15 protein-coding genes and 1 pseudogene are annotated in these 22,923 nt (G+C 38.3%); all 16 read right to left on the bottom strand.

Annotated elements, in window-relative coordinates:
- Positions 1-7 precede the first annotated feature (7 nt).
- On the bottom strand, positions 8-574 hold the full coding sequence (locus IPK31_13585) for a DUF4194 domain-containing protein (protein MBK8088883.1): 567 nt from the start codon (positions 572-574) through the stop codon (positions 8-10).
- Positions 575-578: 4 nt separating this feature from the next.
- Positions 579-2,003: a DUF3375 domain-containing protein gene (locus IPK31_13580; GenBank protein MBK8088882.1), complete on the bottom strand. Its 1,425-nt coding sequence runs from the start codon at positions 2,001-2,003 to the stop codon at positions 579-581.
- Positions 2,004-2,057: 54 nt separating this feature from the next.
- Entirely contained in the window at positions 2,058-3,149 is a 1,092-nt protein-coding gene (locus IPK31_13575) for a Fic family protein (GenBank protein MBK8088881.1), read from the bottom strand.
- Positions 3,150-4,229: 1,080 nt separating this feature from the next.
- Complete coding sequence (locus IPK31_13570; GenBank protein ID MBK8088880.1) at positions 4,230-6,074, bottom strand: glycoside hydrolase family 97 catalytic domain-containing protein; 1,845 nt, start codon at positions 6,072-6,074, stop codon at positions 4,230-4,232.
- Positions 6,075-6,487: 413 nt separating this feature from the next.
- Positions 6,488-7,693, bottom strand: a complete 1,206-nt coding sequence (locus IPK31_13565) for a glycoside hydrolase family 27 protein (protein ID MBK8088879.1) — start codon at positions 7,691-7,693, stop codon at positions 6,488-6,490.
- Positions 7,694-7,891: 198 nt separating this feature from the next.
- Positions 7,892-8,705 (bottom strand): annotated as a pseudogene (locus IPK31_13560) (SDR family oxidoreductase).
- Between the two features lie 12 nt (positions 8,706-8,717).
- Complete coding sequence (locus IPK31_13555; protein ID MBK8088878.1) at positions 8,718-9,872, bottom strand: DUF4861 family protein; 1,155 nt, start codon at positions 9,870-9,872, stop codon at positions 8,718-8,720.
- A 9-nt stretch (positions 9,873-9,881) separates the two neighbouring features.
- A complete protein-coding gene (kduI, locus tag IPK31_13550) occupies positions 9,882-10,724 on the bottom strand; it encodes a 5-dehydro-4-deoxy-D-glucuronate isomerase (protein MBK8088877.1) in 843 nt (280 codons plus the stop codon).
- 25 nt (positions 10,725-10,749) lie between these two features.
- Positions 10,750-11,916: a glycoside hydrolase family 88 protein gene (locus tag IPK31_13545; protein ID MBK8088876.1), complete on the bottom strand. Its 1,167-nt coding sequence runs from the start codon at positions 11,914-11,916 to the stop codon at positions 10,750-10,752.
- Positions 11,917-11,938: 22 nt separating this feature from the next.
- On the bottom strand, positions 11,939-13,792 hold the full coding sequence (locus tag IPK31_13540; protein MBK8088875.1) for a heparinase II/III family protein: 1,854 nt from the start codon (positions 13,790-13,792) through the stop codon (positions 11,939-11,941).
- A gap of 138 nt (positions 13,793-13,930) precedes the next feature.
- Positions 13,931-15,145 carry a glycoside hydrolase family 88 protein gene (locus tag IPK31_13535; GenBank protein ID MBK8088874.1) on the bottom strand — a complete coding sequence of 405 codons (1,215 nt, stop codon included), beginning with the start codon at positions 15,143-15,145 and terminating at the stop codon, positions 13,931-13,933.
- A 12-nt stretch (positions 15,146-15,157) separates the two neighbouring features.
- Positions 15,158-16,339: an exo-alpha-sialidase gene (locus IPK31_13530; GenBank protein ID MBK8088873.1), complete on the bottom strand. Its 1,182-nt coding sequence runs from the start codon at positions 16,337-16,339 to the stop codon at positions 15,158-15,160.
- 56 nt (positions 16,340-16,395) lie between these two features.
- Positions 16,396-17,433 carry an acetylxylan esterase gene (locus IPK31_13525; GenBank protein ID MBK8088872.1) on the bottom strand — a complete coding sequence of 346 codons (1,038 nt, stop codon included), beginning with the start codon at positions 17,431-17,433 and terminating at the stop codon, positions 16,396-16,398.
- 177 nt (positions 17,434-17,610) lie between these two features.
- Positions 17,611-19,842 (bottom strand): hypothetical protein, encoded by a 2,232-nt coding sequence (locus IPK31_13520; GenBank protein ID MBK8088871.1) that lies wholly within the window; start codon positions 19,840-19,842, stop codon positions 17,611-17,613.
- Between the two features lie 3 nt (positions 19,843-19,845).
- Positions 19,846-20,655 (bottom strand): hypothetical protein, encoded by an 810-nt coding sequence (locus IPK31_13515; GenBank protein ID MBK8088870.1) that lies wholly within the window; start codon positions 20,653-20,655, stop codon positions 19,846-19,848.
- A 14-nt stretch (positions 20,656-20,669) separates the two neighbouring features.
- The gene (locus IPK31_13510; GenBank protein MBK8088869.1) at positions 20,670-22,586 is read right to left on the bottom strand and encodes a hypothetical protein; all 1,917 of its coding nucleotides are present in this window, start codon (positions 22,584-22,586) and stop codon (positions 20,670-20,672) included.
- Between the last annotated feature and the right edge of the window lie 337 nt (positions 22,587-22,923).

Raw genomic sequence — 22,923 nt, 5'->3', positions numbered from 1 at the left:
AGTCTTTTTATTCGGTAAGTTTTTTTTCTGCGGCATAACTTTCTAATCGTTTTAGTGCTGCATCTATTTCATCGGCATTTACAAAGCCTTTAATAATTCTATGTATTTCATAATTATCTGTATTGCCCTCTACCTTTCGCAGAAAACCAATATCAATAACCTTATTAATGGTAGTAATTATTTTGTCCTGCTGTTTTGCTTCATCTGGTGCAGAAGGCATAAATAGTTTTACCCTTGTTACAATTTCCTGCTGTGGTATTATTGCTCTTACCGTTCCTCCCTGTGCATCTATTTCTAATAAGTACTTACGCAGAACAAGGCAAAGCAGAGATGTGTAAAAATCCAATTGCCGCTTTTCAGCCAGCTTTGGAACATCTACTTCTTCTTCAAACTCTGTTTGTTTTAAAAAAGCATACCCTTCACTTTTATCCATGAATAATTCAAGCCCGATAGTTGAAAAATATTTTTTCACATCGGCTTCATGGTCAACAAGATTTGTCCATGCCGGTTTTTGATGGTCGTAAACCACACCTTTTAATAGTGAAATCAGCGAAAGTGAATATTCCTTTAGCATAATCTTATCTGTTAAATACCACTACAGGTACTTGTACTGTAAATTGTTTTTCTGTTTCAATGTTTTCAATAATTAATTCCTGGCTTCTTTCAAAATCAATCAGGTGTTTATTTTCTCTTGAAGCAATTTGCATATACCCCAAAACCTCTGCAATACCCTTCACCGGCTTATAATGCCGGAATACCTCATTTAATGAAACTTGCGATTTGTTTTTCAGCAACAGTCGGATATTTTCCTTCAATAATTCTATGTCAATAAAAAACTGTTCATAAAGTGCATCCGTTTCAGCATTCGATTCGCCTTCTGTTATTTCAATATCCTGAAAAATTACTTTGACAGGTGGTTTGAAAAGCGGACGTTCCATAATGAAAGACGGCTTAAATAAGCCATCAATTGTAAGCAAGGGAAAATTTGTATCTATGCTGTCTTTCAGTTCCAGTAAATGTGTTTCTATCCATTCTAAACCATTTAGGATTCTTTTACTTTCCAGCAAACTTTTCTGCTCTACAAATTTTCGTAGTTGTTCCAGCAACCCATCATTTGTGCGGTTTACTTTATCCCCGGCTTCTACCAGGTTTGTTTTTAACCTGTCAATCGTAACATCGCTTTTCAATTGTTTTATAGCAGGGAGTTCATTGATTTTTGTAATAAGCAACTCCAATTCTTCCTGCATGTTTCTGCTCATTAAAAACTCCCAAAAAGCTTTAAAACTTTTTCCCTGGTCGGTACTCCACAAAAAATCCTGTTTGCTGAATATATCATCCAGTAGTTTGCCTTTAGTAAGGCTGCTTTTAATAATGGCCTGCCGGGTATCTTTATCTAACTCCCTGAAGTTTTGTTCCACCTGCCTGAAATCCGCCAGTAACCTTTTAGCAGTTTCTTCTGCTAAAAGATAATCTTCTCTTATTCTTGTATCATCTGTTTTTTCATAAATACCTCTTTTCGCATCTTCAATTTCTTTATCCAGTTTTATCCTGTCTTCTTCCAGTTTTTTTACCCGGTCATATGGAGAGGCTGTGTTATTTACCAGTTGTTTTAAAATAGAAAACAATTGCAGCAACCGGCTGTGTGTACCAACAAATTGTTGTTTAGTCAAATCGTCTAACCACTTTAAAGCATTTTCGGTGGCAGGAGTAAGTTCATACACTGGTTCATCACCTACATCATAATATCGCCTTAAATAACCTTGCTTGGCCCATTGTTGCAGATAATCCAATGGGTCGTTCCTGAAGTCGTCAATTCCCTGTTGCTCTAAGGAATACAAGAAATCACTTAAAATATTTCTCAGGTCTTGCTGTTGATAGAATATTCTGTCCTGCTGCTTAAAAGCCAAATGAAAAAAACTAATCAATAATGGAAAATGCTCCGCCCTCAGTATCTGAAGGGTTTTATCATTTTTATAAAGCGAATATGCTTTTGCAAAATCCATAAGTAAGGGTTTAATACACTCTGTAATCTATAGCTATTATTACGAGTTCCATCATTAGTCGGTTGATAATACTTCCATCAACCGGTAATTAATATAATAAGTAGTTCTTCCTATTTTTTGAGGTTTAACAATATTCGCTTCCGTCATTTTCTTTAACCATACAGAAGCTGTTTGCCGATGGGCAATTTCTCTTTTTTCCAGCAATTCAATCTTTAGATAAGGTAGTGTAAACATCAACTGCAGCAATTCATAACTGAACGACGCACCTAATGTTTGCTTCATCTGTTTTTCATATTCATCTTTTAAAGCCAGCATACTTCTTATTTTTTTAGTGGTAAGCTGTGCAGTTTCTATTAATGCGGTAAGTATATACATTACCCAATCATGCCAGTTGTTTTTTTCTGTTATGCCTCTTAATAATTGATAGTATTCTGTTTTATATTTTACAATATAAGAACTTAGGTAGAGTACCGGCTGCGATAATAATTCCTGTTGTACCAGATACAGAGCATTTACAATTCTTCCTGCACGGCCATTACCATCAGCAAATGGATGTATGGCTTCAAACTGGTAATGGATAAAGGCCATTTTAACCAAGGGGTCTAATGCTGATAAATCGGGGTCGTTGATAAATTGTTCCAATGCAGCCAGTTTTTCCCTTAAAACATCTTCACAACATGGCGGCGTGTAAATTACTTCTCCGTTGATAGCATTTTTCAACGCAGTACCAGGTGTGGTACGAATGCCCGATTTATTCTGCTTGATGGTTTGTACAATGTCAACCATTGTATTTGTAAGTAGCAGGTTCTTTTGTGATGTCATTTTCTCCAACCCCACATATAAGGCTTCCCGATAACTTAATACTTCTTTAGCAGCATGGCTGGCCGTTCCTTCTTCGCTGGCGGCTTTGTATAGTTCATCTTGAGTGGTAACGATATTTTCAATGGCAGAACTATCTTTACTTTCCTGAAGAACGATTGTGTTTATCAGCAGTTGGGGGTTTGGTAAGGAAGCACAAAGACCATTTAATTCGCCTAAATGTCGGGCTGCCCTTGCCAGGTGCCGGAGTATTTCCGGTGACTCTGTAAAGTCTGCCGGGGGAAGATTCGGAAGGTCATTAAATGGTTGATTTTTATTGTAAGCCATTGATGTTGAGTTTTGCCTTTATTTTCACTATTCCCATAAACCTCATGCCTATGTTTCGACATGAATTTCTTTTGATGATGAAAATAGGTCATTTTTCCGACATAATATAATTTTAATGTCGAACTTGATAGTTAACCCAAGTTGTTAGTCAAAAAGAGCATCAAATAAAGAATAATTTTGAGTTACCCTTAAAACCCTCCTTACCGATATTCAGCTAAGATAAGATTACAGGTGTTTTCTGTTTTGTTGACGATTTATTAAAAGGCATTGGTCATTGTGAGGATACCAGAAAAAAGTAAGCAATAGTGAGGTTATCAGCACGGCGATTGTTTTCGCATTTTATTTTGGAGGCCATATAAATCAAGGCCGCCAGATGATGAAAATGAAAAGAATAATTCCGCAGATACTGCATAAAAGTCTTTTTTTCAGAAGGTTGCATCAGTTGGAGTATTTGCTTTGTAGCCTTTTTTTCAACTTGACCAGTAAATCAAATCAATTGCCGGAGCCAGTGATTATGTGATTGATTCTTTTCCGGTTGCAGTATGTGGTAACATCCGCATCAGTCGCAGTAAATTACTGAATGGGGAATAATGGATAGGGAAAAAGAGCAGTATGTGGCGATATTTTTCTGGAATAAAGGTGCATGTACTCACTACAAGTAGTAGCATTCCAGTGGAGTTTTGCTTTGTACCCGACAGCGAAAGTGATGTACAAGCTTTAAAATAATTACTCATGACTGTAGCACCCGAAAGTAAAATATATGGCGACAGTGCTTATACCGATTATACAATAGAAGATGAAGTAAGGTAAGCAGACTTGATTGAACGGATGATTAAGCGAAAAAGTAACAGCAAGAGACCGGATGAACCCTGGATAAGGTTTTTAAACCTGTAAATGAGAAAAGCTATCGAAACAACCTTCTCCCTGCTAAAAGGATTGCTTCTTCTAAAAATTCATGCAGTAACTTTTGAAGGGTTCTTGCTTAAAATTAGGATATTTATTATTGACTTTACCTTAAATAAACTTGTTTAATAACCAGCAACTTGAATTAAATAATAATTTGAAAGCAAATCACAACCTTTACTCTACGAGGGTACAAAATCCTCCGTTTTCCAACATTGTCACTGTTAAGGCAGCTCCGGATGCAATTGTTTCTTTACGAATGTGGAGGTTGGTCATTTTTTCGTTTGGATTATCTTCATATATTTCAATAGAATATTTTCCCGATGTGATAAAATTCAGCGGAATTGTAACTGTCCTTTCTTTTCCTGCATTAATTCCGGCAATAAACCATTTATTTGCTTTTCGCCGGGCTAAACATATAAATTTCCCGGGATAACCGTCAATAAAACGGGTCTCATCCCAGGCTGATTCCAATTTTTTCAGGAATTCCTTTGCAGGTGAATGGAGATATTCCTTCGGCCGATCGGCCATGACCTGCCATCCCGATTCAAATACCACAGATAAAGCCAGTTCATGCGCATATGTGGTTATCCGGGGATTTTCAGGCCGGATGGTAAAAGTAACCGGGGTATAATCCATGGGGCCCACTACATTCCTTGTAAAAGGAAGTGTACAATTATGTGCGGGGGTAGGTGCGGGTGAAAATATGTAAAACTCTGCTCCCCTTACTGCTTCCAGGGTTAATACATTCGGGTATGTCCGGCGCTGGCCATGCGGCAAGGTTTCACCATGAAAGCTAACCGCCAGTTTTTTAAGGGCAGCATCCTCCATGGCTTCTTTTCGAAAACGCATGGCATATTGTTTATCCGAATCGATATAATCAATTTTAATGCCTTTAATCCCTAAGCCCACATATTTCCCAAAAACATGCTCCCTGCCTTTGGAACTGTTCAGTACATTAATTTCATCCCAACCGTAAACACTTATCCCTTTTGCCTTTGCATAAGCTGTAAGTTCCGGTAACCATGCCGTAGTTTCCCATAGCTTAGAAGTCCTTAAAGGGGAACCAACCAGTGAAACATCAAACTCAATCCATTCCCAATTCATTTCTGAAGCAAGGTCAACATATGTTTTTAACGTATCAAGGTAACTGTTGGCCATAAAATTACCCCACCAGGGAAATACCGCTACACCCGGTCGGATCCAGCTCATATCAGAAATAACTGAAGGCGGGTTTAGATTTTCTACCATAACGGTTTCCACAATGGTAGCCAGCCTGGTACCTATAATGAAGGTTCGCCAGGGAGAAACCCATTTAGATTCAACAGAAAACTGTGGCTCCGGAAACTCAATTTTCAGTTCATTACCTGAACCGGCTTTCTGAATATGGGTGGCAGGCTGGTCGTAAACACTTGCTTCTGTAAATAAAACCCAGAGTTTTTTATCATTAAGCAGCAATGCAGGAAATGACAGGGGTCGAATGCCAATGGTATCGAGTGTTCTTTCGGGGTAAGAATTTTCATAATCCGGCCGGTAATCCATCATCCAGCTTTTTGTATTCTTCGGAAAGTTAAACCGTGTATTCTCCTTCTTGATGGTGATCTTCCCCGGATTCTCCACGATATAGCGGAATGCAACACCATCATCATAAGCACGACAGGTAACGTGCAGCAGCTTGTTGTGCTTATTTTTAAAAATGAAATCTGTTTCATTGGCTTTATTAGTGTAAGAAGAAGTCTTACCCGTGGGCAACGTATAGATTTCATTGATCACTGTTTTTTCTGCTTTCAAAAACTCTATTCCTGAATTAAAGTCAAGTGCCGCATCTTCAATATCCATACCCAACAATGACTTTTCTACCGCTGTGATGCTATTTGAATAAATTGAATAATATAATCTTCCCTGCTCATCCAATTCAAGTGAAATCCGGTTATTTTTTCCGGGTGAAATTACAGTCATGCTGCTTGTACAGGATGCCCCCATCAATATAATCAAACCGGCTTGAATAATTTCTTTGATCATCTTCTATGGTTTTATTTAAGGTAAATTTAATTCTACTTTTACTGGTTTGATAATTGCTTTAGATAGGCAAGGTTTATATCACTTTGTCGTCGTATATAACGGGTAAATAATCAATTGAATCATTACCTATTCGCTTTGCTCCCTTGCCAATACAAAGCACAACTGTCCAGGAGAACGGGTGCTATGATAAATTCGGCATGCACTTGTCAGATTGACTAAATTGAAGTGCTATCTGCTTATCTTGTAACAAAACATTTTCTATACATAGGATACTTTACCCTCTGCTCTTTCCCGCAGCTGGTTTTATGACTTCAATCTTCAAAGGGTTGTTCATCTTTTCTCTGTATTCTTTAACTATTCAACTTGTCTGGCGAAAAAGATATTGTCATGAAATCTTACAAGTGAATAACAATTTATTTATTCAATCTCAACATTAATATCTCATGAGAGGGAACAACTGTCATTAACGTTTTTTCAGTTGTTCCAATGTTTCGTTTATTCCAAATATCGAACAACTTGAAATTTTCTTGTGTCATAGCCAGTGATCTGCCGGTAAACGGATCTTTTACATTCTCCTTTTTCCACTCGAAATAAATTTTTTGTGCCCGGCTGCTGCGGTTTAAAAAACAAACTGCCCAATTACCATTTTGTAAAGGCCTGAGCCACGTTTGCACGCTGTCCCTATCGGAATATTTAAATGTCTGAACTCCTAAAGCATCTTGATTGATATCTATAGCATCTTTATTAGTAAGAATAGATAAAATTTCCTTGCTCATTTTCCGGATATCATTTCCTGCCATTAGGGGTGCTGCGAGCATACACCATATAGAGAAATGGGTACAGTCTTCGTTAACACTCATACCATTCCCCACTTCAAGCATGTCCGGATCATTCCAATGATCAGGTCCTGCATATTTTTGCAACGTATCCTGCTTGTCCACTATCGTCATTACTCCATTTGAATGCCAGTTCGTATATTGTTTAATTCCATCAAATACATTTCCGATATCACCGGTAGTGCGCCACAAGTGACCAACATTTTTTGCCCAGAGCCATGGTTTGTTATCACCCCATTCACACAAACTAAAAATGATGGGATGACCTGCTTTGCGCAATGCCTTACTCATTGTAGTATAAGCTTCTTTTGCGTTAATCCCTTCGGTATTGCAAAAATCAAATTTCAGATAATCAATACCCCATGATGCATAGAGTCGTGCATCCTGGAATTCATATCCCCTTGTTCCGGGATAACCTGCACAGGTTTTTGTTCCTGCACAATTGTATAAGCCGAATTTCAAACCTTTGGAATGTATATAATCGGCAACAGCTTTCATTCCGTTAGGAAATTTAACCGGATCGGCAATTAGATTTCCCGTAATACTATCCCTTTCCATTGCCATCCATCCATCATCGAGTACAATATATGTATAGCCGGCATTTTTCATTCCTGATGAAATAAAATAATCGGCTGTTTGCTTCACTAACTCTTCATTAATCTTTGTCTGAAAAGTATTCCAGCTATTCCAGCCCATTGGTGGACTCAGGGCAAGATCTTCAAACTTTTGTGAAAGTGATTGGACTGAAATAACCAATAATACAGCGACAAAAAGTTTTTTCATATTTACATTTTTAATTTGATCTCAGGGGATCGCCTTGCGTTTTATATCAATTGACTCTTATTTTACACTGATGCCATATATTCTACAGATGAAAGGAGCACCGCAAGAAACGATCATCCGTGTTAATGTCGATGGTATCAAGAATGTTTTTATCATATCTAACTAGTATTATTTATACGCTGCAATTTTTTATTCATTCTACACCCCCCCAAAAATGGAAAAGCCTCCGTCAACACATATCATTGCACCAGTTACAAATTTTGATGCATCACTAAGAAGCCAAATCAAAGCCCCTTTTAATTCAACCGGGTCTCCAAATCGTTTAAAAGGAGTTTGCTGAATCGCCTTGCCACCTCTTTCGGTATAACCACCAGCTTCATTTATTAGTAAACTTCTATTTTGTTCTGTAAGAAAAAAACCCGGCGCAAGAGCATTCATCCTTATTTTATCTCCATACCGGTTGGCTAATTCTACTGCAAACCATTGTGTATAGCAATCCACAGCAGCTTTTCCCATATTGTAACCTAATACTTTGGTGATAGCCCGTTTGCTATTCATAGATGAAATATTTACAATACTACCTGTCCCGGTAGCTGCAATAGATTTACCGAAAACTTGTGTGGGTAAAATCGTTCCCCATAAATTAATATCCATAGTTCTGCGCATGCCTTCTATGTTCATTTTGAATATATCTTCATGTGGTTGCAATACTCCTTCCGGTATATTTCCGCCTGCGGCATTAACCAAACCATCAATCCGCCATACTTATTCATTACCGCTTCTTTTGCTATGGCCAATTATCTTCTTTCAATACATCTGCCACTAATGGCATGGCATTTCCTCCGCTTCGATTTATATTTTCCGCCCTCTCGGCAGCAATTTTTTTGTTTCTTCCAAGAATTCCGACTATTCCACCAGCTTCAGCAATTGCATCAGTAAATGCTTTACCCAGAATTCCGGTTCCTCCTGTTACTATTATTACTTTGCCCTTTAGCGAAAACATTTGATTCATATATTAATGATTTTACTGGCTGCTGTTTTTTCCAACAACTGGTTTTATAACATCAATTTTCAAAGGGTTCTTCAGCCTTTCTTTGTATTCCTTTAAATACAAAAACCATTGCTCCGGGTTAATAATTTCATTTGCTTTGTTCCACACGGCGCCGGTATAATATCTTAAGAGTTTACCTTTTTGTTGAAATGTCTCAGATAACAGGTGAACCGGCGTTACAGTCATTTTTCCTATACTATCAGTTAGAATAACTCCCACACCGGTAATACCGTCATTTCCATACTGCGGTTCCCAATATCCCATAATACCTTCCTGCTCATTTATTAGTATGATCCCATGATCTTTTCTTTTTGTAATACCAATTGCAATTGGAAGTACATCTTCGCTGAAGTGGTATTCGACAGTAACTTGACTCAATTGCTCTCCTGCATTTAGCAACATCGTTTTAGTAACTGTTACGGGAATGTCTCCGGCTTTCCATTCTTTATAAATAAGCTGAAATGCAGTTCGCAAAGGTCCGTTGTCAAGAATTCTATATGTATCATAGTTTCCCGAAAACCATATACTGTCTGCTATATAAGGAGCACTATTTCCAGCGCCTAATGTGTGGCCAACATGATAATAATCCAGGCCATCACCGTGGTCGATATGATAATCTCCTGTTTTATATCTTTTATCTAACACCATGTCGGAAGTTCTCTTAACCCAAACATCTATACCATAGGCATCTTCACTTGTTCCTTCCAATGCTTTACCATACATTCTGAAAGCGATTTTATCATTTTCCCATGCAAAATCATCTTTTCGCTCGGGAACATAGCGGCCATAAGTTTTAGTTGCAAACAGAGTATGTTTACCTTGTCTCATTTCCAACTTAACCGAGGACCTCGCGGGAACGGAAGCCTGAATTAAAAGATTATGAATCTCATTTTCCCCTTTACACTCAAATTGAAACGCTAATTCTTGTTTTGTCCAGGCCCTATAAATTTTGATCTGGCTTGTGTCGATGTTCTCCCATAATGATTTAACCTTTACCCAAGGAACTTCAATGACCTTATCTATAAAGGAAAACGAACTGTTATTCGTAACCTCTATAAATAAGGTTTGAGCTGTAACGGGCAGGCTGCTAATGATAAAAACAAAAAGAGAGATAGGTGCAATTTTCATTTGAATGAATTATTTTAATGATGTAACAGCGCAATGATCCATGTCACTGTAATCCAAATTTTCCCCTGCCATACCCCAGATAAAAGAATAATGACTGGTACCTGCACCAGCATGTATAGACCAGGGTGGAGAAATTACTGCCTGTTCCTGTTGAATCCAGATATGCCGTGTTTCCTGTGGCTGTCCCATAAAATGGCAGACAGCCTGATCATTACTGAAGTCAAAATAAAAATATACCTCCATCCTTCGGTCATGGGTGTGAGGTGGCATGGTATTCCATATACTTCCGGGTTTTAGTTCTGTGATGCCCATCTGTAACTGACAGGTTTGTATTACAGGAGCTACCAACAATTTATAAATGCTCCGATGATTGGCCGTATCGGTTGAACCGAGAGTAACCATTTCCACATCGCTCTTTTTTATTTTCCTGGCAGGATAACTAAAGTGAGCTAGGGCTGAATTCACATAAAACTTCGCAGGAACTGAAGCATCTTTACTGGCAAAACTTATTACTTTCCTTCCTCTGCCGATATACAAAGCCTCTTTATTATTCAATTCGAAACTTTCATCATCCACATTTACTACGCCTACACCCCCTATATTAATTATGCCTATTTCCCTTCGTTCCAAAAAGTAATCCGATTTTAACACATCCATTGTTTCCAGTAAAAGAACAGTTTGAATGGGCATAATTCCACCTGCCATATACCGGTCATAATGCGTATATATCCATTGTATAGTATCCCTCTTAAAAATCTGTTCAATTAAAAAAGCTCTTCTCAACTGTTCAGTATTCATCTGCTTCACCTCTGCCGGATTGCAGGCATATCTTGTTTCAAAAAAAGTGCTCATACTATTTCTTTCATTAAATAACTCATTATCTTTTTAATTTTTCATACCGGAGCAACGCTTCGACATAATAGTAATCTGCATAAACCAGTGGTACATCTATTTCTTTGTTGAAAGGTTTAGCACCTACAGAATGTTTAAGCAGGAAATTTCCATTTTCACCAAGTGCGTTTCTGTAAGCCGGACCTGATAAGCTTTCCAGCATTTTTTCTGCAACATCAAAATATTCTTTGCGCTTTTCTTTTCTTACATAATTGTAAAGCTCAAGTAAGGCGCTACATGCAATAGCCCCTGCAGAGGCATCACGTTCTTCGTTTGGAATATTTGGTGCATTAAAATCCCAATAGGGAATTTTATCTGCGGGTAAATTGGGATGGTGAATAAAAAAATCTGCGATGTCTGTTGCCTGCTGTAAATATTTCTTGTCTTTTGTTTCACGGTACATCAGGGTATAGCCATATAAACCCCATGCCTGGCCTCTTGCCCATGCCGAAGTATCGTTTGCACCCTGCGCCGTTTTTTTGGCAAGTACATTGCCGAGACTATCGTAACAAACTACATGATAACTACTATGATCCGGACGGTAATGATTTTTGATTGTATTATCAGCATGTGTGATGCAGATTTTGTAATAATCTTTATTGCCAGAAGCTTTTGCCGCCCAGAATAAAAATTCAAGATTCATCATATTATCAATAATGACCGGATAATTGTACCCCTTGAAGGTTTCCCATGATTTAATAACGCCGGTTCCCGGGTTAAATCTTGTAGCGAGGGATTGAGCGCCACGTAACATCACCTGCTTGTAATAAGAATTACGCGTTAACCGATAACCATTTCCAAATGGACAGTAAATCATAAAACCAAGGTCGTGTGTGGTTGTATTATACTGCTCTTTCTGCACAGCCATCGTCCAGAGATTGGCTGCGTTCTTCCACTTATTGTCATGTGTATATTGATATAGATACCACAAGGTTCCTCCATAGAAACCGCTGCACCACCACTCTGTTGGCATATCAATATATTTTCCGTCTGTAAAAGACTGTGGCGTTTTTGTTGTGTCAGGATGTGTTAAAAGCATTTGCTCATATTGTAGCAATGCCAGGTTCATCTGTTCTTTCACATTTACCTTTTGCTGACTTTGTACAATTAATGCAAAAAACAGCACTAACAACATGGCGAGACATTTTTTCATTACTTTTTATTTAAGTGGTTTCTTATTTATCTTCCAACCTGATGAACTTATATGTAAAACTTCCTTTAGCAGAAAGCTTTTTACTGGTTAACAATATGCGCCATATGGTACGGTGCTCCCAGTTATTTTCAAGCCTTTTTTCATCCGGTGTATGTGTCAACGCTTCCTCTTTCTTTATTTCCCATTGGTTGGCGTCATATTCCATCAAGACTTTTTTACCAGCTACATCAAAAAGCACTTTCCCTGGCTGCTCTATATCCGCGGGGCAAATAGTCATGAAAGTTTGTGTTATTTGCTTCAGTGAGTCATCCGAAACATAACTATCTTTTATAATCAGCCTGCTTAATTTTTTCTCTATACTTATTTTCCGTAGCCATTGTTTAATACCCGTTTCGGCAGGATAAGCCGCTGCAATATCCATCTGCAATTCTGTTTTGATGGCAGAGGTTTTGTAAAAAACATTCTTTGCTTCAAACTCTCTTCCCGCTTGTTGTTGAAAACCATTTACCAGGGGTAGGTTGTGATAAGCTGAAGTGTTATACCATAAAGTGTACCTCTCATTGGAAAAAGTTTTTGCTGTGTAGGTTCCGGAGCCAACATCAATAATCACAGGCTTACCATCAACATACAACATGATATCTCCAACGTCATTATGATTATGGCTTTCTGCGTTATGCCCCCCATGTGAAGCAACAAATAGTCCATCGTTGGTTCTTGCTATCATCATCTGTACATTTTTCAGCCAGATATCTTTCAGTAATGGTTCCTTCCCGGTTTGTTTTGCACAATCCCCCATTACAGAAAAATTCCAAAGCATATCAGCCATTGAAACATCTCTGTCAAACGGGATGTTATTTCGATGAAAAGCCCAGATGCCAAAATTTTGCATAACGGTATCGCCAACAGCTTTGCCAAAACGGTATAACAATAATCCATCGGGCTTTATGACAGGCGAAGCGTCCGCTACGGAAATAAAATAATCATCCGAAATATGCGCTTTATAGATATAGGAAGCCACTTCCCGGATAAATGGCTGCTTGAAAATGCTGATGCGTCCTCCTGTTGCACTTTCAATAATATTGAGCCCGGTAAATAATCTTCCCGCTGCATCAAACCAATACCCCGGGCCTTCATCAGAGGCGCCATCATCACCCAGCTTGTTTATATAAATATCCGTTAGTGTCATAGCATGATATAATTCTGACGCCCGTCGCTTTTCATCTTTCTCAATCAGCAAAAGACTTATTATCCAATTACTGGTTATCCATGGATTCCAGTTATTGGCGCGGTTGCTGAAATACCAATAGCGGCTGCTTTCTTTTTCCAAAGGCGTGAGTACTCTTCTGTTTATTTCATAATAGATGCGCTTACGTAAAAGTGGCGACACTATATCCAGCGCATTTCCGGTGAGATAATCTGTTAATGCAAGGGTGGCGGCAGTTTCCCCGGAGAACAGGTCAACTATCGGATCTTCTACGTCAGCCAGGCCCGTACCGGCTTTTTGCAAGCCGAGGTGCGCTGGAACACCCCAAAAACTTTCTTCGCAAATTGACCATATTCCATTCACGATGACATTTGTAAAACGCCCTTTCTGCTCAATTGATTCAGCAAGTGCCAGTTCAAATAAATGCTCACGTTTTTTAAAAGATACGGCTTCATAGCGGGAACGATTGCCGGTACGTACATATTCCAACATCAGCGAAGCGGGTAACGATTCAAACGGTATTTCTGCAATTTGCTCAGCATTCTCAATAAGTTTTTTACTTATACTATCGGGTAAGACTTTCTCCCATTCCTCCGTTGTTTGAGGAAATGGATGCCACTGCGACCGCTGTATCAACGCTTGTGCAATATCCTGTTCTGAAAACCTGCTCAAGAGATTTCTTTGTGATTGTGCGACGCAATTATTAATAATAAAAACTGCAATAGCTATTAACAAAAATTTCAAGGATTGCTTCACGTTGTCAGATATGTTTATTAAGAAATATTATGATCATTTTGTGTGGTCGGATTTTTAATGGTTCCTTCCGGTCATCATTATTTCTGTTCCGGCAAGAATTACTGCTCCTATGCCATGTAAGTCGTTTAATTCTGTCGGTCTGTCATAATAAAACTTCAGATTATCTTCAATCCCGGTACCAATACATATTTTCTCTACCTGCCCTTCAGGTTGAATCTTTGAGAGAAGTCCTTTCCAGCCATTTTGTGCAATAGATAAGTAACTTTTATCAATCCAACCCTGGTTTACAGCTCTTGCAATTGAATAAACAAACATGGCTGTGCAGGAAGTTTCAAGATATGAGTCCGGCTTATCCAGCAGTTGATGCCATAACCCTGTTGTATCCTGGTATCTCGATATGCCAGTAATTTGCTGCAACAATAATTTTATTAGTTCTTTTCTTTGGGGATGGTTTGAAGGAAGATGGTTCAATAATTCTGTTTGAGCCATCATTACCCATCCGTTGCAGCGGCCCCAGTGCGCCACTCCGTTAAGTTGCACATCACTATACCAGCAGTGATAGAATAAACTGCTGTTTTTATCATAGAGATATTTTGTAAAATTTTTCACCTGTTTGATCGCATCGGTAAAGTACTTCTGGTTCCCGGTAAGCTTTCCCATCCTGGCCAAAAAGGGAACACTCATGTATAGATCATCTGCCCATAGCGTCATCTTTCGGGGCTCAGGCCGGATAAAAGTACCATCGTTCAGCCGCTGTTGCTTAAAGGATACATAGTTTGCAGCCTTTTCAAGATAATTACTGTATTCTTTCTTCTGAGCAACCCTGTTTACATCAAAGAGCCCTGCACTCATAGCCCCATAATCGTCAAGCTTTCCAAGCCTGAAATATTGAAAGAAGGATGAGCCGGATACTTTTTCATCATATTGTCTTTTAAAATAATCAAGGTTGTTAAAAATAAATTCAATATTACGCAACGAATAGCTTGAATATTTTTTCTCGCCGGTGTAATCTGCCAATTGCATCATGGCAATATTAACTACACCATTCATATAATACCATTCGTTTTCCGGGCTTTGAACACTTACTGCCGGAGAATATTTTATATTTTTCGTTGATTCATAAATTTCGCTGGTTTCCTTATTAACGAATTTGTACGAAGTTGCTTTTATCAGGTTATCGGCAACCATCCTGGTTATTTCTTCTGTAGTTTGAGCATACAAACATACAGAGAGTATAGAAAAATATAAGACTGCGGTTAATTTTTTCACTTTATGTATCATTTAATTATTTGTAATTGCCTTAGCCGGTTTTAGTTTAATGCGCATGTTCCATTGGTCTACCTGGCAAAAAATAATATTCGGCTCTACTTCAATAATCGTAGAATAACATGTGCCGGAATTTTTAAGTACTTTATGATTTACCCAGCTTAATCCGCCATTGTCACTGATAGCAAGATTTGTATACCCTTCGCCTGGAAACCGAAATACACTCTTATCGCCTTCCCGTGTAATTTTTGACCAACCTTCGGGAAAACGCCTTCCCCAACTTAAAGCTACCCTGCCATCTTTCAATGTGATTAAGCAGGGATCGCAGCCTCTGTCGAAGCCTGTGTACAAAGGAGCGGTCCAGGTTTTTCCCAAATCATTACTCCACGATGCATATAAGGGGTAATGATGCCCCGTTCTCATTACACATAATAATCTGCCGTCTTTTAAAAGTGTAATCGCGGGTTCCACAAAACCTTCACCAATGGGCTCGCCGGCACGAGGTGTTGCAACAGTTGATAAATAATGCCATGTGCGGCCTTTATCTTTTGATGTAACAATAAAAGTTCGCATCATATACTTTAGTTCTTTTTGTGCATCCAGGTTGGCAGGAATAATAGTGTCATTGGTAAAATTGCCATACATGGTCATCAACCATGTTCCATCAGGTATTTCTATTATTGTTCTGTACACAAAAAGACCAAACCAGTCATCGGTTTTAATTCCATTTACGGGACCGTCGGGAACATAAATCGTGTCGTATTCCTCATGCATGGTTTTCAACCCATCGGTTGAGCGCCACGCTTTCACGCCATATATACCCGGCCGTATAATATCTGCAGTTCCGTTCAAAGCATAAAATAATTTGCCACGGGATACAGAAGCCCGTTCAGGCCTCCTGACAATCTCATCAACATCAATTTCGTTTTGATGAATAAAGGATTTCCCTTTATCAATGCTTTTGTACTTGCCATTAAGATATAGTGTTCCATCCGGAGCCTGGAAAGTACGTACCCACCGGCCATTGTTCAAACTGTCAAAAGAACTTATACTTGCTATTACATGTGGTTCTGCATGTTTATATCCTGTTCCACTGCTTTTTTGTGCATAGCCAGAAACATTAACTACCTGCAGCAATAAAACACTACACAATACATAATATGCCTTTATTAATCTGAAATCGAATCGCTTTTTCATACTTGCATTATAAATCTTTGCAGACATTTAGTTGCTACGAATAAACGGTAACCAATTTATTTAACCATTGCAAAGTTCCTTTTTATGAAAGGCCATGCACCCTCTTTGTAATATTGATGTCCTTCAGGGCCTTCATACAGCATCAGGTTTTCTGTTTTGTTTGCTGCATTATAAATTTCATTTAAATGAGCAAAAGCTTTCCTGGTTTCTGCAATCGGGAATATTTTATCTTTTATCCCATGTAGTACGCATAATGGACGAGGCGCTATCAAGCCTGCCACATCACCCATTTCACCCAAATCCAAAATGCCGGGAATATAATTGCAATCGCAATGCGGGATGCTGCCAATGCTTCCCTGGAAAGTACAGAAGTATGAAGATGGAACTGCAACGGTTATACGGGAATCGCAGGCTGCTGCAAACAATGAAACCGTTCCTCCTCCTGAATTACCCGTGATTGCAATTCTTTTTTCATCTACAGAAAAATTTTGAATAGCCCAGTCAAGTATCCTTTCCATGTCCCATACTCTGTCTCCAATGGGAGTTCTTCCTGTTAGCAGATCACGCATTAATTGCATATGGCATGAAAATGAGTTGTCATTTTTTTTATCATCTTCCGTACGTGTATCACCAAAGGCACGCATAGTAGGGGCTATAGCAATATATCCTTCATTTACTGCCTCCATGGCAATGCTCATTTCTTTTGTTAAAGGATTTCTTCCAAATACATTTGGGTAAATGCCGTCATACAAATCAGCATTCTTTCCATGACCATGCGTAGCAATAATCAAAGGAGTTTTTCCAGCCTTATTTTTGGGGATTAAAACTGATACTGGCAAAGGAACAGTCGGTTCAGTCCAAACTATCCATTTTTCAAAAATAAAACTCCCGCTATCTACAGTAGCCTTTTTTTCGAAGCGAAGTTTATAGTTGGCATATTGTACCCCCATTTTATCCAATCCAAGCGCTTGTTTTAATTGCGGCAGAAACGCTTTATGCCATTTACTGAAATCAGTTTTTGTTTTTCCTGCAAAGGCATATTGCTTTTTAGCAGATAGATATAACTGCCCAAAATACTGTGCAGAATTATAAATAGATGTATCCGATAAACTTTTATCAGCAGATGTGTTCTGATTTTGCACAAAGCCGTCGTAAGAAAATAAGATGAACTGTATAAAAAAGAACATGATAAGAATAATCCTGACGTTTCCTTTTGTATAACCGGCTCTATATATCATAAGATATTTAAAATTTAAGTTCAACTAAAAGCATTATTTTACAACACAGGTAATTTCCTTATTGCTGTCTAATACAATTTCTCTCTTGTAATCACCAATAGAAATTGTATAAGGCGATGAGGTTTTTCTCGACTTTCCATCTACTGCATATTCCGGTAACTCAGCTTTTAGTTTTCCCGTTTCATCTGTTTTTGTTTGCAGTACAACTGTATTGTTTTTATCAATAATGGTTATATCAGCATTTTTCACGGCTTCCGCTTTTGTATTAACAACCTTAATCTTCAACGTCCAGTAAATCGAATAACTATGATCCTGGTCCGTAACAGCTAAAGCAAACTTTTGATCTTTTATTACATTCGATCTGAACTCCACATTTTTTGCAACACAATCATCGCAACCTGCAAATCCCATCATGAATGTTTTAAACCTTGCTTTGTTTAACGGGATAATGGTATTTTCATAAAGCTTTGAATTGGATGCGCCGCCATAAATAGATGCTACCCATGCGGCAGGTACATTGGTTGTAATCTTGTTTTTATAAAATTGTCCCCCAAAATATTTCGGGCCGCCGCAGATATATAATGCAGCAGTTTTTACTTTGGAAATTGGTTCAACTTTATTGACTGTTATTTCATTATTGTAAACATAATTTTCCCCACCACTTGCACTGTAATAAATTCCCCAGGCCATAGGAATATATGCTTCCGGTGCAGCATGATTTTTTGCCGTGATATAAATTTTATTACCGTGTATGCGGTTACCAACTGAAGCCTTTGAAGAACCTGGTGCAGCATGATAATCGCCCAGCCTTATTCCTGCTACACTGTATTCCTCCCTGCCGTATTCACAGGTTGGTGGAGATGTTTCAATTCTAAAAATATTATTAAACACTTCAGTATATCTTGATACATAAATGCCCGATCCCTGTTTTGGTTCAAACCTGTTGTTATAAATTTTTGAGCTATCACCCGTACCCATAATACTGTAATGGTTTGTTACGGTTTGATGATTTACAAAAAAGTTATCATGTACAAGAGAATATTTTCCTTTAACAGATAAACAACCCTGCCCTCCATAAAATGCTGAACGAGCAACTTCCGAAGCATTCTCTCCTCTTGTAACAACAGCACAAAGATTCACATGCCGCTGAATAAGGAAAGGCATATCAACATCAAACCTGCAGTTATTGATTTTTACCCAGGATATATCAGCAGCGCCTGAGCTGATACCTCCCGTTTTTATTTTTACATTTTCTAAAATTACTTTAACGTTTGTTGCAGTTGACTGAATTCCCCATGAGAGTATGCCTGCAACACCACCTTCGATCACTCCGTTTTTTATAGTGATGGTTCCGGCGCCTTCCACCTGCGGCAAAGAAGATAATGGCTTTCCTGTTTTTACATCTTCAGTATAATCAAAGAAAGCGGGAAATACCGGTGGATAGGATTCACTGATTACATGATCGTAATGTGCAAGCGGAGTAGTATGCTCAATAATACTGATGCCGGCATCCATTGCAGGACGGATATCAATTTCATCAACAAGACAATCTGTATCAGCTTTAATTCTTACCCGGTATTTTCCTGCGGGTAAATTTGTAAGATGAGCATATACGAACCCACCGCCAAGCCGTGGTGATCTTTTTTCAACAGGGCAGCTTTGCATGGCAGTGTCTCCATACTTTGTGATGCACTTTACTTCGTTGCCCATTTCATCTTCTACATACACACTTACCTTCATCTCATCTTCAGGATATTTCTTCGCATCATGATAATATCTTCCTGTAATACCACACATAGCGAAATAAGAACGGTTAGCAACCGGAAGGTTGATGTATTGGGAAGTAACCTCGTCGCCTGCTTGTAAACTCAATAATTTTTTTCCAAGAAACACATGCACTTCTGCTGTATTTTTCAGCTTTGCTCCCGGAGCTTTCGAAATATCCCATCCTTTTAAACCCTCCTCAAATCCTGAATTGGGGATATGTTCATACCTGGCATCAGCATATTTTATTGCATACCCATTTAAATCAAGTATTACATCCTTACCAAGAAAAATTGTACTTGCTGCACTCGAAATATTATTCGCCAACACATACGTTGTTCCGGCTTTTGCATAGCTACCAGCAGTTTTTACAGCTACTTCATTTGCAGAAATTTTTCTATGAGGGACTATACGATACTGGCAGAAACAGTTTGCTGTTAAAACAAAGCAAACTGCTACGCTGATAAACCTGTAGATTGTTTTAAAATTATTCGTTACCATACGTTAGCGGCTTATTCTTTTCTTTCTTACATCAATTACAAAAGGTATCATCAACAGTACAGGTATAATCCATATAGCCCAATAAGAAAAAGATTCAAACCAGTTCTCAACGGTGTAAACATATTTTCTCTTCCCAAAAATCTCTACCATAAAGTTTGTAGTATAAGGATCCTTTGCATCAGGATAATACAGAGCTGCCATATTACTGTAGGGAGTTCTCACCAGTTCAGGATTGGAAGATATGGCGGCTGTATCATAAGGCACAACAACGCCAAAATCGGGATCGAGGATATAGGCTGATGTATCGCTGAGAACGGCCCTTACTACCACATGATGGCCGCCTACATCCAGCAGTTCTGCTTTCATTCCATTTTCCTTCAGCACACCCTGCACTACAAGGGAGTGACTTGAGCATAGTCCCACTCCCCTTTCAAGGTTTTTTTTGTAATTGCTGAATTCGTAACGCTCATACTTTTTTGGATTTATAAATGAAACTGTATATAACAGGTAATTTTCCCATACAGGCACTCTTAAATGATACTTCTGAATACCCTCAGGTTTCCAGTAATGAGCAAAGCCATCATTCACTACTTTATTTATTCTTACTGCAAAATCCTTGTTTGACTCCTGCTCTTTTTTTTTCAGTAATTCTTTTATTTGCGGGTAGTGAATCGTTACATCCCCTATCCGGTTTCTCAATGTATTTTCTTCTGTATAAATTGCAGGGTTCCGCATTGACCTGAACAGGCCATAAATAGTAATGAACAATAAAACAAGGCCGGTGAAAAAAATAATCTTTTTAAAAAGTTTCATAGCAAAAAAAATAGTTATTTAAAAGGAGTCGTCATGTAGTCTTCAATATCACGCCAATGATTGAGCATGATTTTTCTTTTTAGTTTTAGTTGCCCGATAATATTTGGACCCAATAAAAAACAATCTTCATGAGCAGCATCTTTTGCAAGACATAAAGCATTCACTCCACCCTTCTGTAAAATCGAAATCAGTTCGTCGGTATTATCCAGTTCATCTCTCATAACCGCATTGAATTTTAATAAATCCCTATCTCCCTCCCATGTTCCTTCTTTATCGGGTCGTTGTACAGTACCGTTCAGTTTTACTGCGTTACTGTCCCTGATTTGCTGTGCTTCTGCAAAATTGCCACAACTTTGCATCATACTTGCATGAACTCTTAATGCTATCGCCATTTTTTGTATGAACCCTTTTTTCGGCGCTGATACAGCTACGGCCTCAAGTTTCAAACATACCTGTTTAATTTTTTGTACATACCGTTTAACTGAATCGGGTAAGGTTGTCCATCGTCCTCCCTGTATATCCAAATAATCCATCCTTGCTTCTTCCAGCGAAACATTGAAAATGTATGGAAGAAAATAAGCCTCCTCCTCTTTTGTAAGCCGCTGCGGCACTGCTACCAGCGGGCGGTTTATCAATCTTGCAGCAACATTCCAGTTTAACCCAGATAAATTTCCGAGGTTGGTTTTTCTGAAACTATTTGCCTCATGTAAATTTTTAAATGCTTCGTATAAATTATCAGCATTTTTTTCGCCTGCCCAACCAGTACATATTTCATGAAGTTTTTTCAAAACAGGCAAACTGTCTTTCTCATTTGTTTTAAGATGATCGGCAAGCATACTCAGCAATAAATCTTCCACCTCAAAACTTTCATTTCCTCTTGCATAAGATGCATTGAAATTAATAAAAACGGCTTGTTCTTTCTGATGGTCAATCTTTCTTACATCTTTTATCATGGAAAGAATATCACTGGCACCTTTCACAGGATACATGGATGCGAAATCACCGCCAATAGATTTAATTTCATTGGCAGCAGTACTTCTGAAATAACAATTTTCAGGCAAATGATTTTGTATGTCTTCCCTTTCTGTATCTGAAAAATTAGAAGAACCCTGTGGATGCGAAAGATAAATTGCAAGATCATTGTTTGATTTTGCAGCGCCGGTTTTCATTGCACTCATTAACTGCTGTATTCTTTCTCCTGTTGATTCTGCCTTGCAATGCCCGGGGCCGTTTGGCCCGGCATACAGCCAGTCGGCCCAGCAATTGCCTGAGCCAGCATCGTTTGTTTTAAAATAAAATGTTTTAATTTCAGGCGCAGCCTTAAGCATTTCAGCCATCATATTAACATATATTCCCTGTGCTTCTTTTGTACTCATGCAGGGTGAAAATGCTTTTGCAATACTTCTTCGGGGATGATCAACACGGGGGCCAAGCAATTGGGGATATGCATCAAAAAAAGCAGCAGGCAAAAAGCCGGGTTCATTGGCAAAAAAAGCCGCCTCCATGCCATTTTCACGTAAGATTTTTGCTTTGTCTAAAAGCAATTGCCTGTTTTTTCTCACAAACTCAGCAGGTATAAAAGGAGCAACCTTAGCATCGGGAAAAAACTTGAATAAAGTAGCATTATTGCTCGCATATTCATTCCAGGGGTTACCTCCCTTTGGTATTTCATGAAAAGACTTATCAGCCAGTGTAGCAATATTGATCTGAACTTTGCCATACGGTTTCAAACGGCTGGCTGCTTTCACCAGGTTTTTAAACTCAACCAGGTCAGTAATACATACATTAAGAATAAAAACCTTTCCGTTGTTCTTTTCTTTTTTTACTTCGTAAGACCTTTCGCCTTTAGTTTCTGAATATTCACTTCCTGCTTTAGAAAATGACAGACTAAAAAGAGACACAATGAGGAACGAAATGCAATATTTGATCATTAGGAATACTGTTTTAAATGTTATTACTTCAGTTTTAGTTTTAACTGCATCTGGTACCGGCCGCCGTAATTAACCTTACAGATTTGCCTTTATGGTTGAAAACATATTTGTATAGCCACCTGGCACATTTTATTGGTTTTGCACAGAATGAAACATAACCGCCTTTCTTTATATTAACCAACTTTCTCTATCTATTAATTACAGATTTTATAAACCGCTTTTATCAAACTCCGCAGAAAATATAATCTGGCTTGAATGATTTTAAATTATTTTCATTACCTTTCTAAAAATAACTAAAAAGTTACACAACGAAAATAATATATTTACTTATACTTAC

This window comes from Chitinophagaceae bacterium, from assembly GCA_016713085.1.
Taxonomy (GTDB): Bacteria; Bacteroidota; Bacteroidia; order Chitinophagales; family Chitinophagaceae; genus Lacibacter.
This window is presented reverse-complemented; position numbering and strand designations above follow the sequence as displayed.

Bases quoted from the DNA above. Each gene is read 5' to 3' on its own strand.
- IPK31_13570 (MBK8088880.1), bottom strand. From the start codon at position 6,074: ATGATCAAAGAAATTATTCAAGCCGGTTTGATTATATTGATGGGGGCA.
- kduI (MBK8088877.1), bottom strand. From the start codon at position 10,724: ATGAGCACTTTTTTTGAAACAAGATATGCCTGCAATCCGGCAGAGGTG.
- IPK31_13555 (MBK8088878.1), bottom strand. From the start codon at position 9,872: ATGAAAATTGCACCTATCTCTCTTTTTGTTTTTATCATTAGCAGCCTG.
- IPK31_13510 (MBK8088869.1), bottom strand. From the start codon at position 22,586: ATGATCAAATATTGCATTTCGTTCCTCATTGTGTCTCTTTTTAGTCTG.
- IPK31_13515 (MBK8088870.1), bottom strand. From the start codon at position 20,655: ATGAAACTTTTTAAAAAGATTATTTTTTTCACCGGCCTTGTTTTATTG.
- IPK31_13575 (MBK8088881.1), bottom strand. From the start codon at position 3,149: ATGGCTTACAATAAAAATCAACCATTTAATGACCTTCCGAATCTTCCC.
- IPK31_13565 (MBK8088879.1), bottom strand. From the start codon at position 7,693: ATGAAAAAACTTTTTGTCGCTGTATTATTGGTTATTTCAGTCCAATCA.
- IPK31_13520 (MBK8088871.1), bottom strand. From the start codon at position 19,842: ATGGTAACGAATAATTTTAAAACAATCTACAGGTTTATCAGCGTAGCA.
- IPK31_13530 (MBK8088873.1), bottom strand. From the start codon at position 16,339: ATGAAAAAGCGATTCGATTTCAGATTAATAAAGGCATATTATGTATTG.
- IPK31_13585 (MBK8088883.1), bottom strand. From the start codon at position 574: ATGCTAAAGGAATATTCACTTTCGCTGATTTCACTATTAAAAGGTGTG.
- IPK31_13545 (MBK8088876.1), bottom strand. From the start codon at position 11,916: ATGAAAAAATGTCTCGCCATGTTGTTAGTGCTGTTTTTTGCATTAATT.
- IPK31_13580 (MBK8088882.1), bottom strand. From the start codon at position 2,003: ATGGATTTTGCAAAAGCATATTCGCTTTATAAAAATGATAAAACCCTT.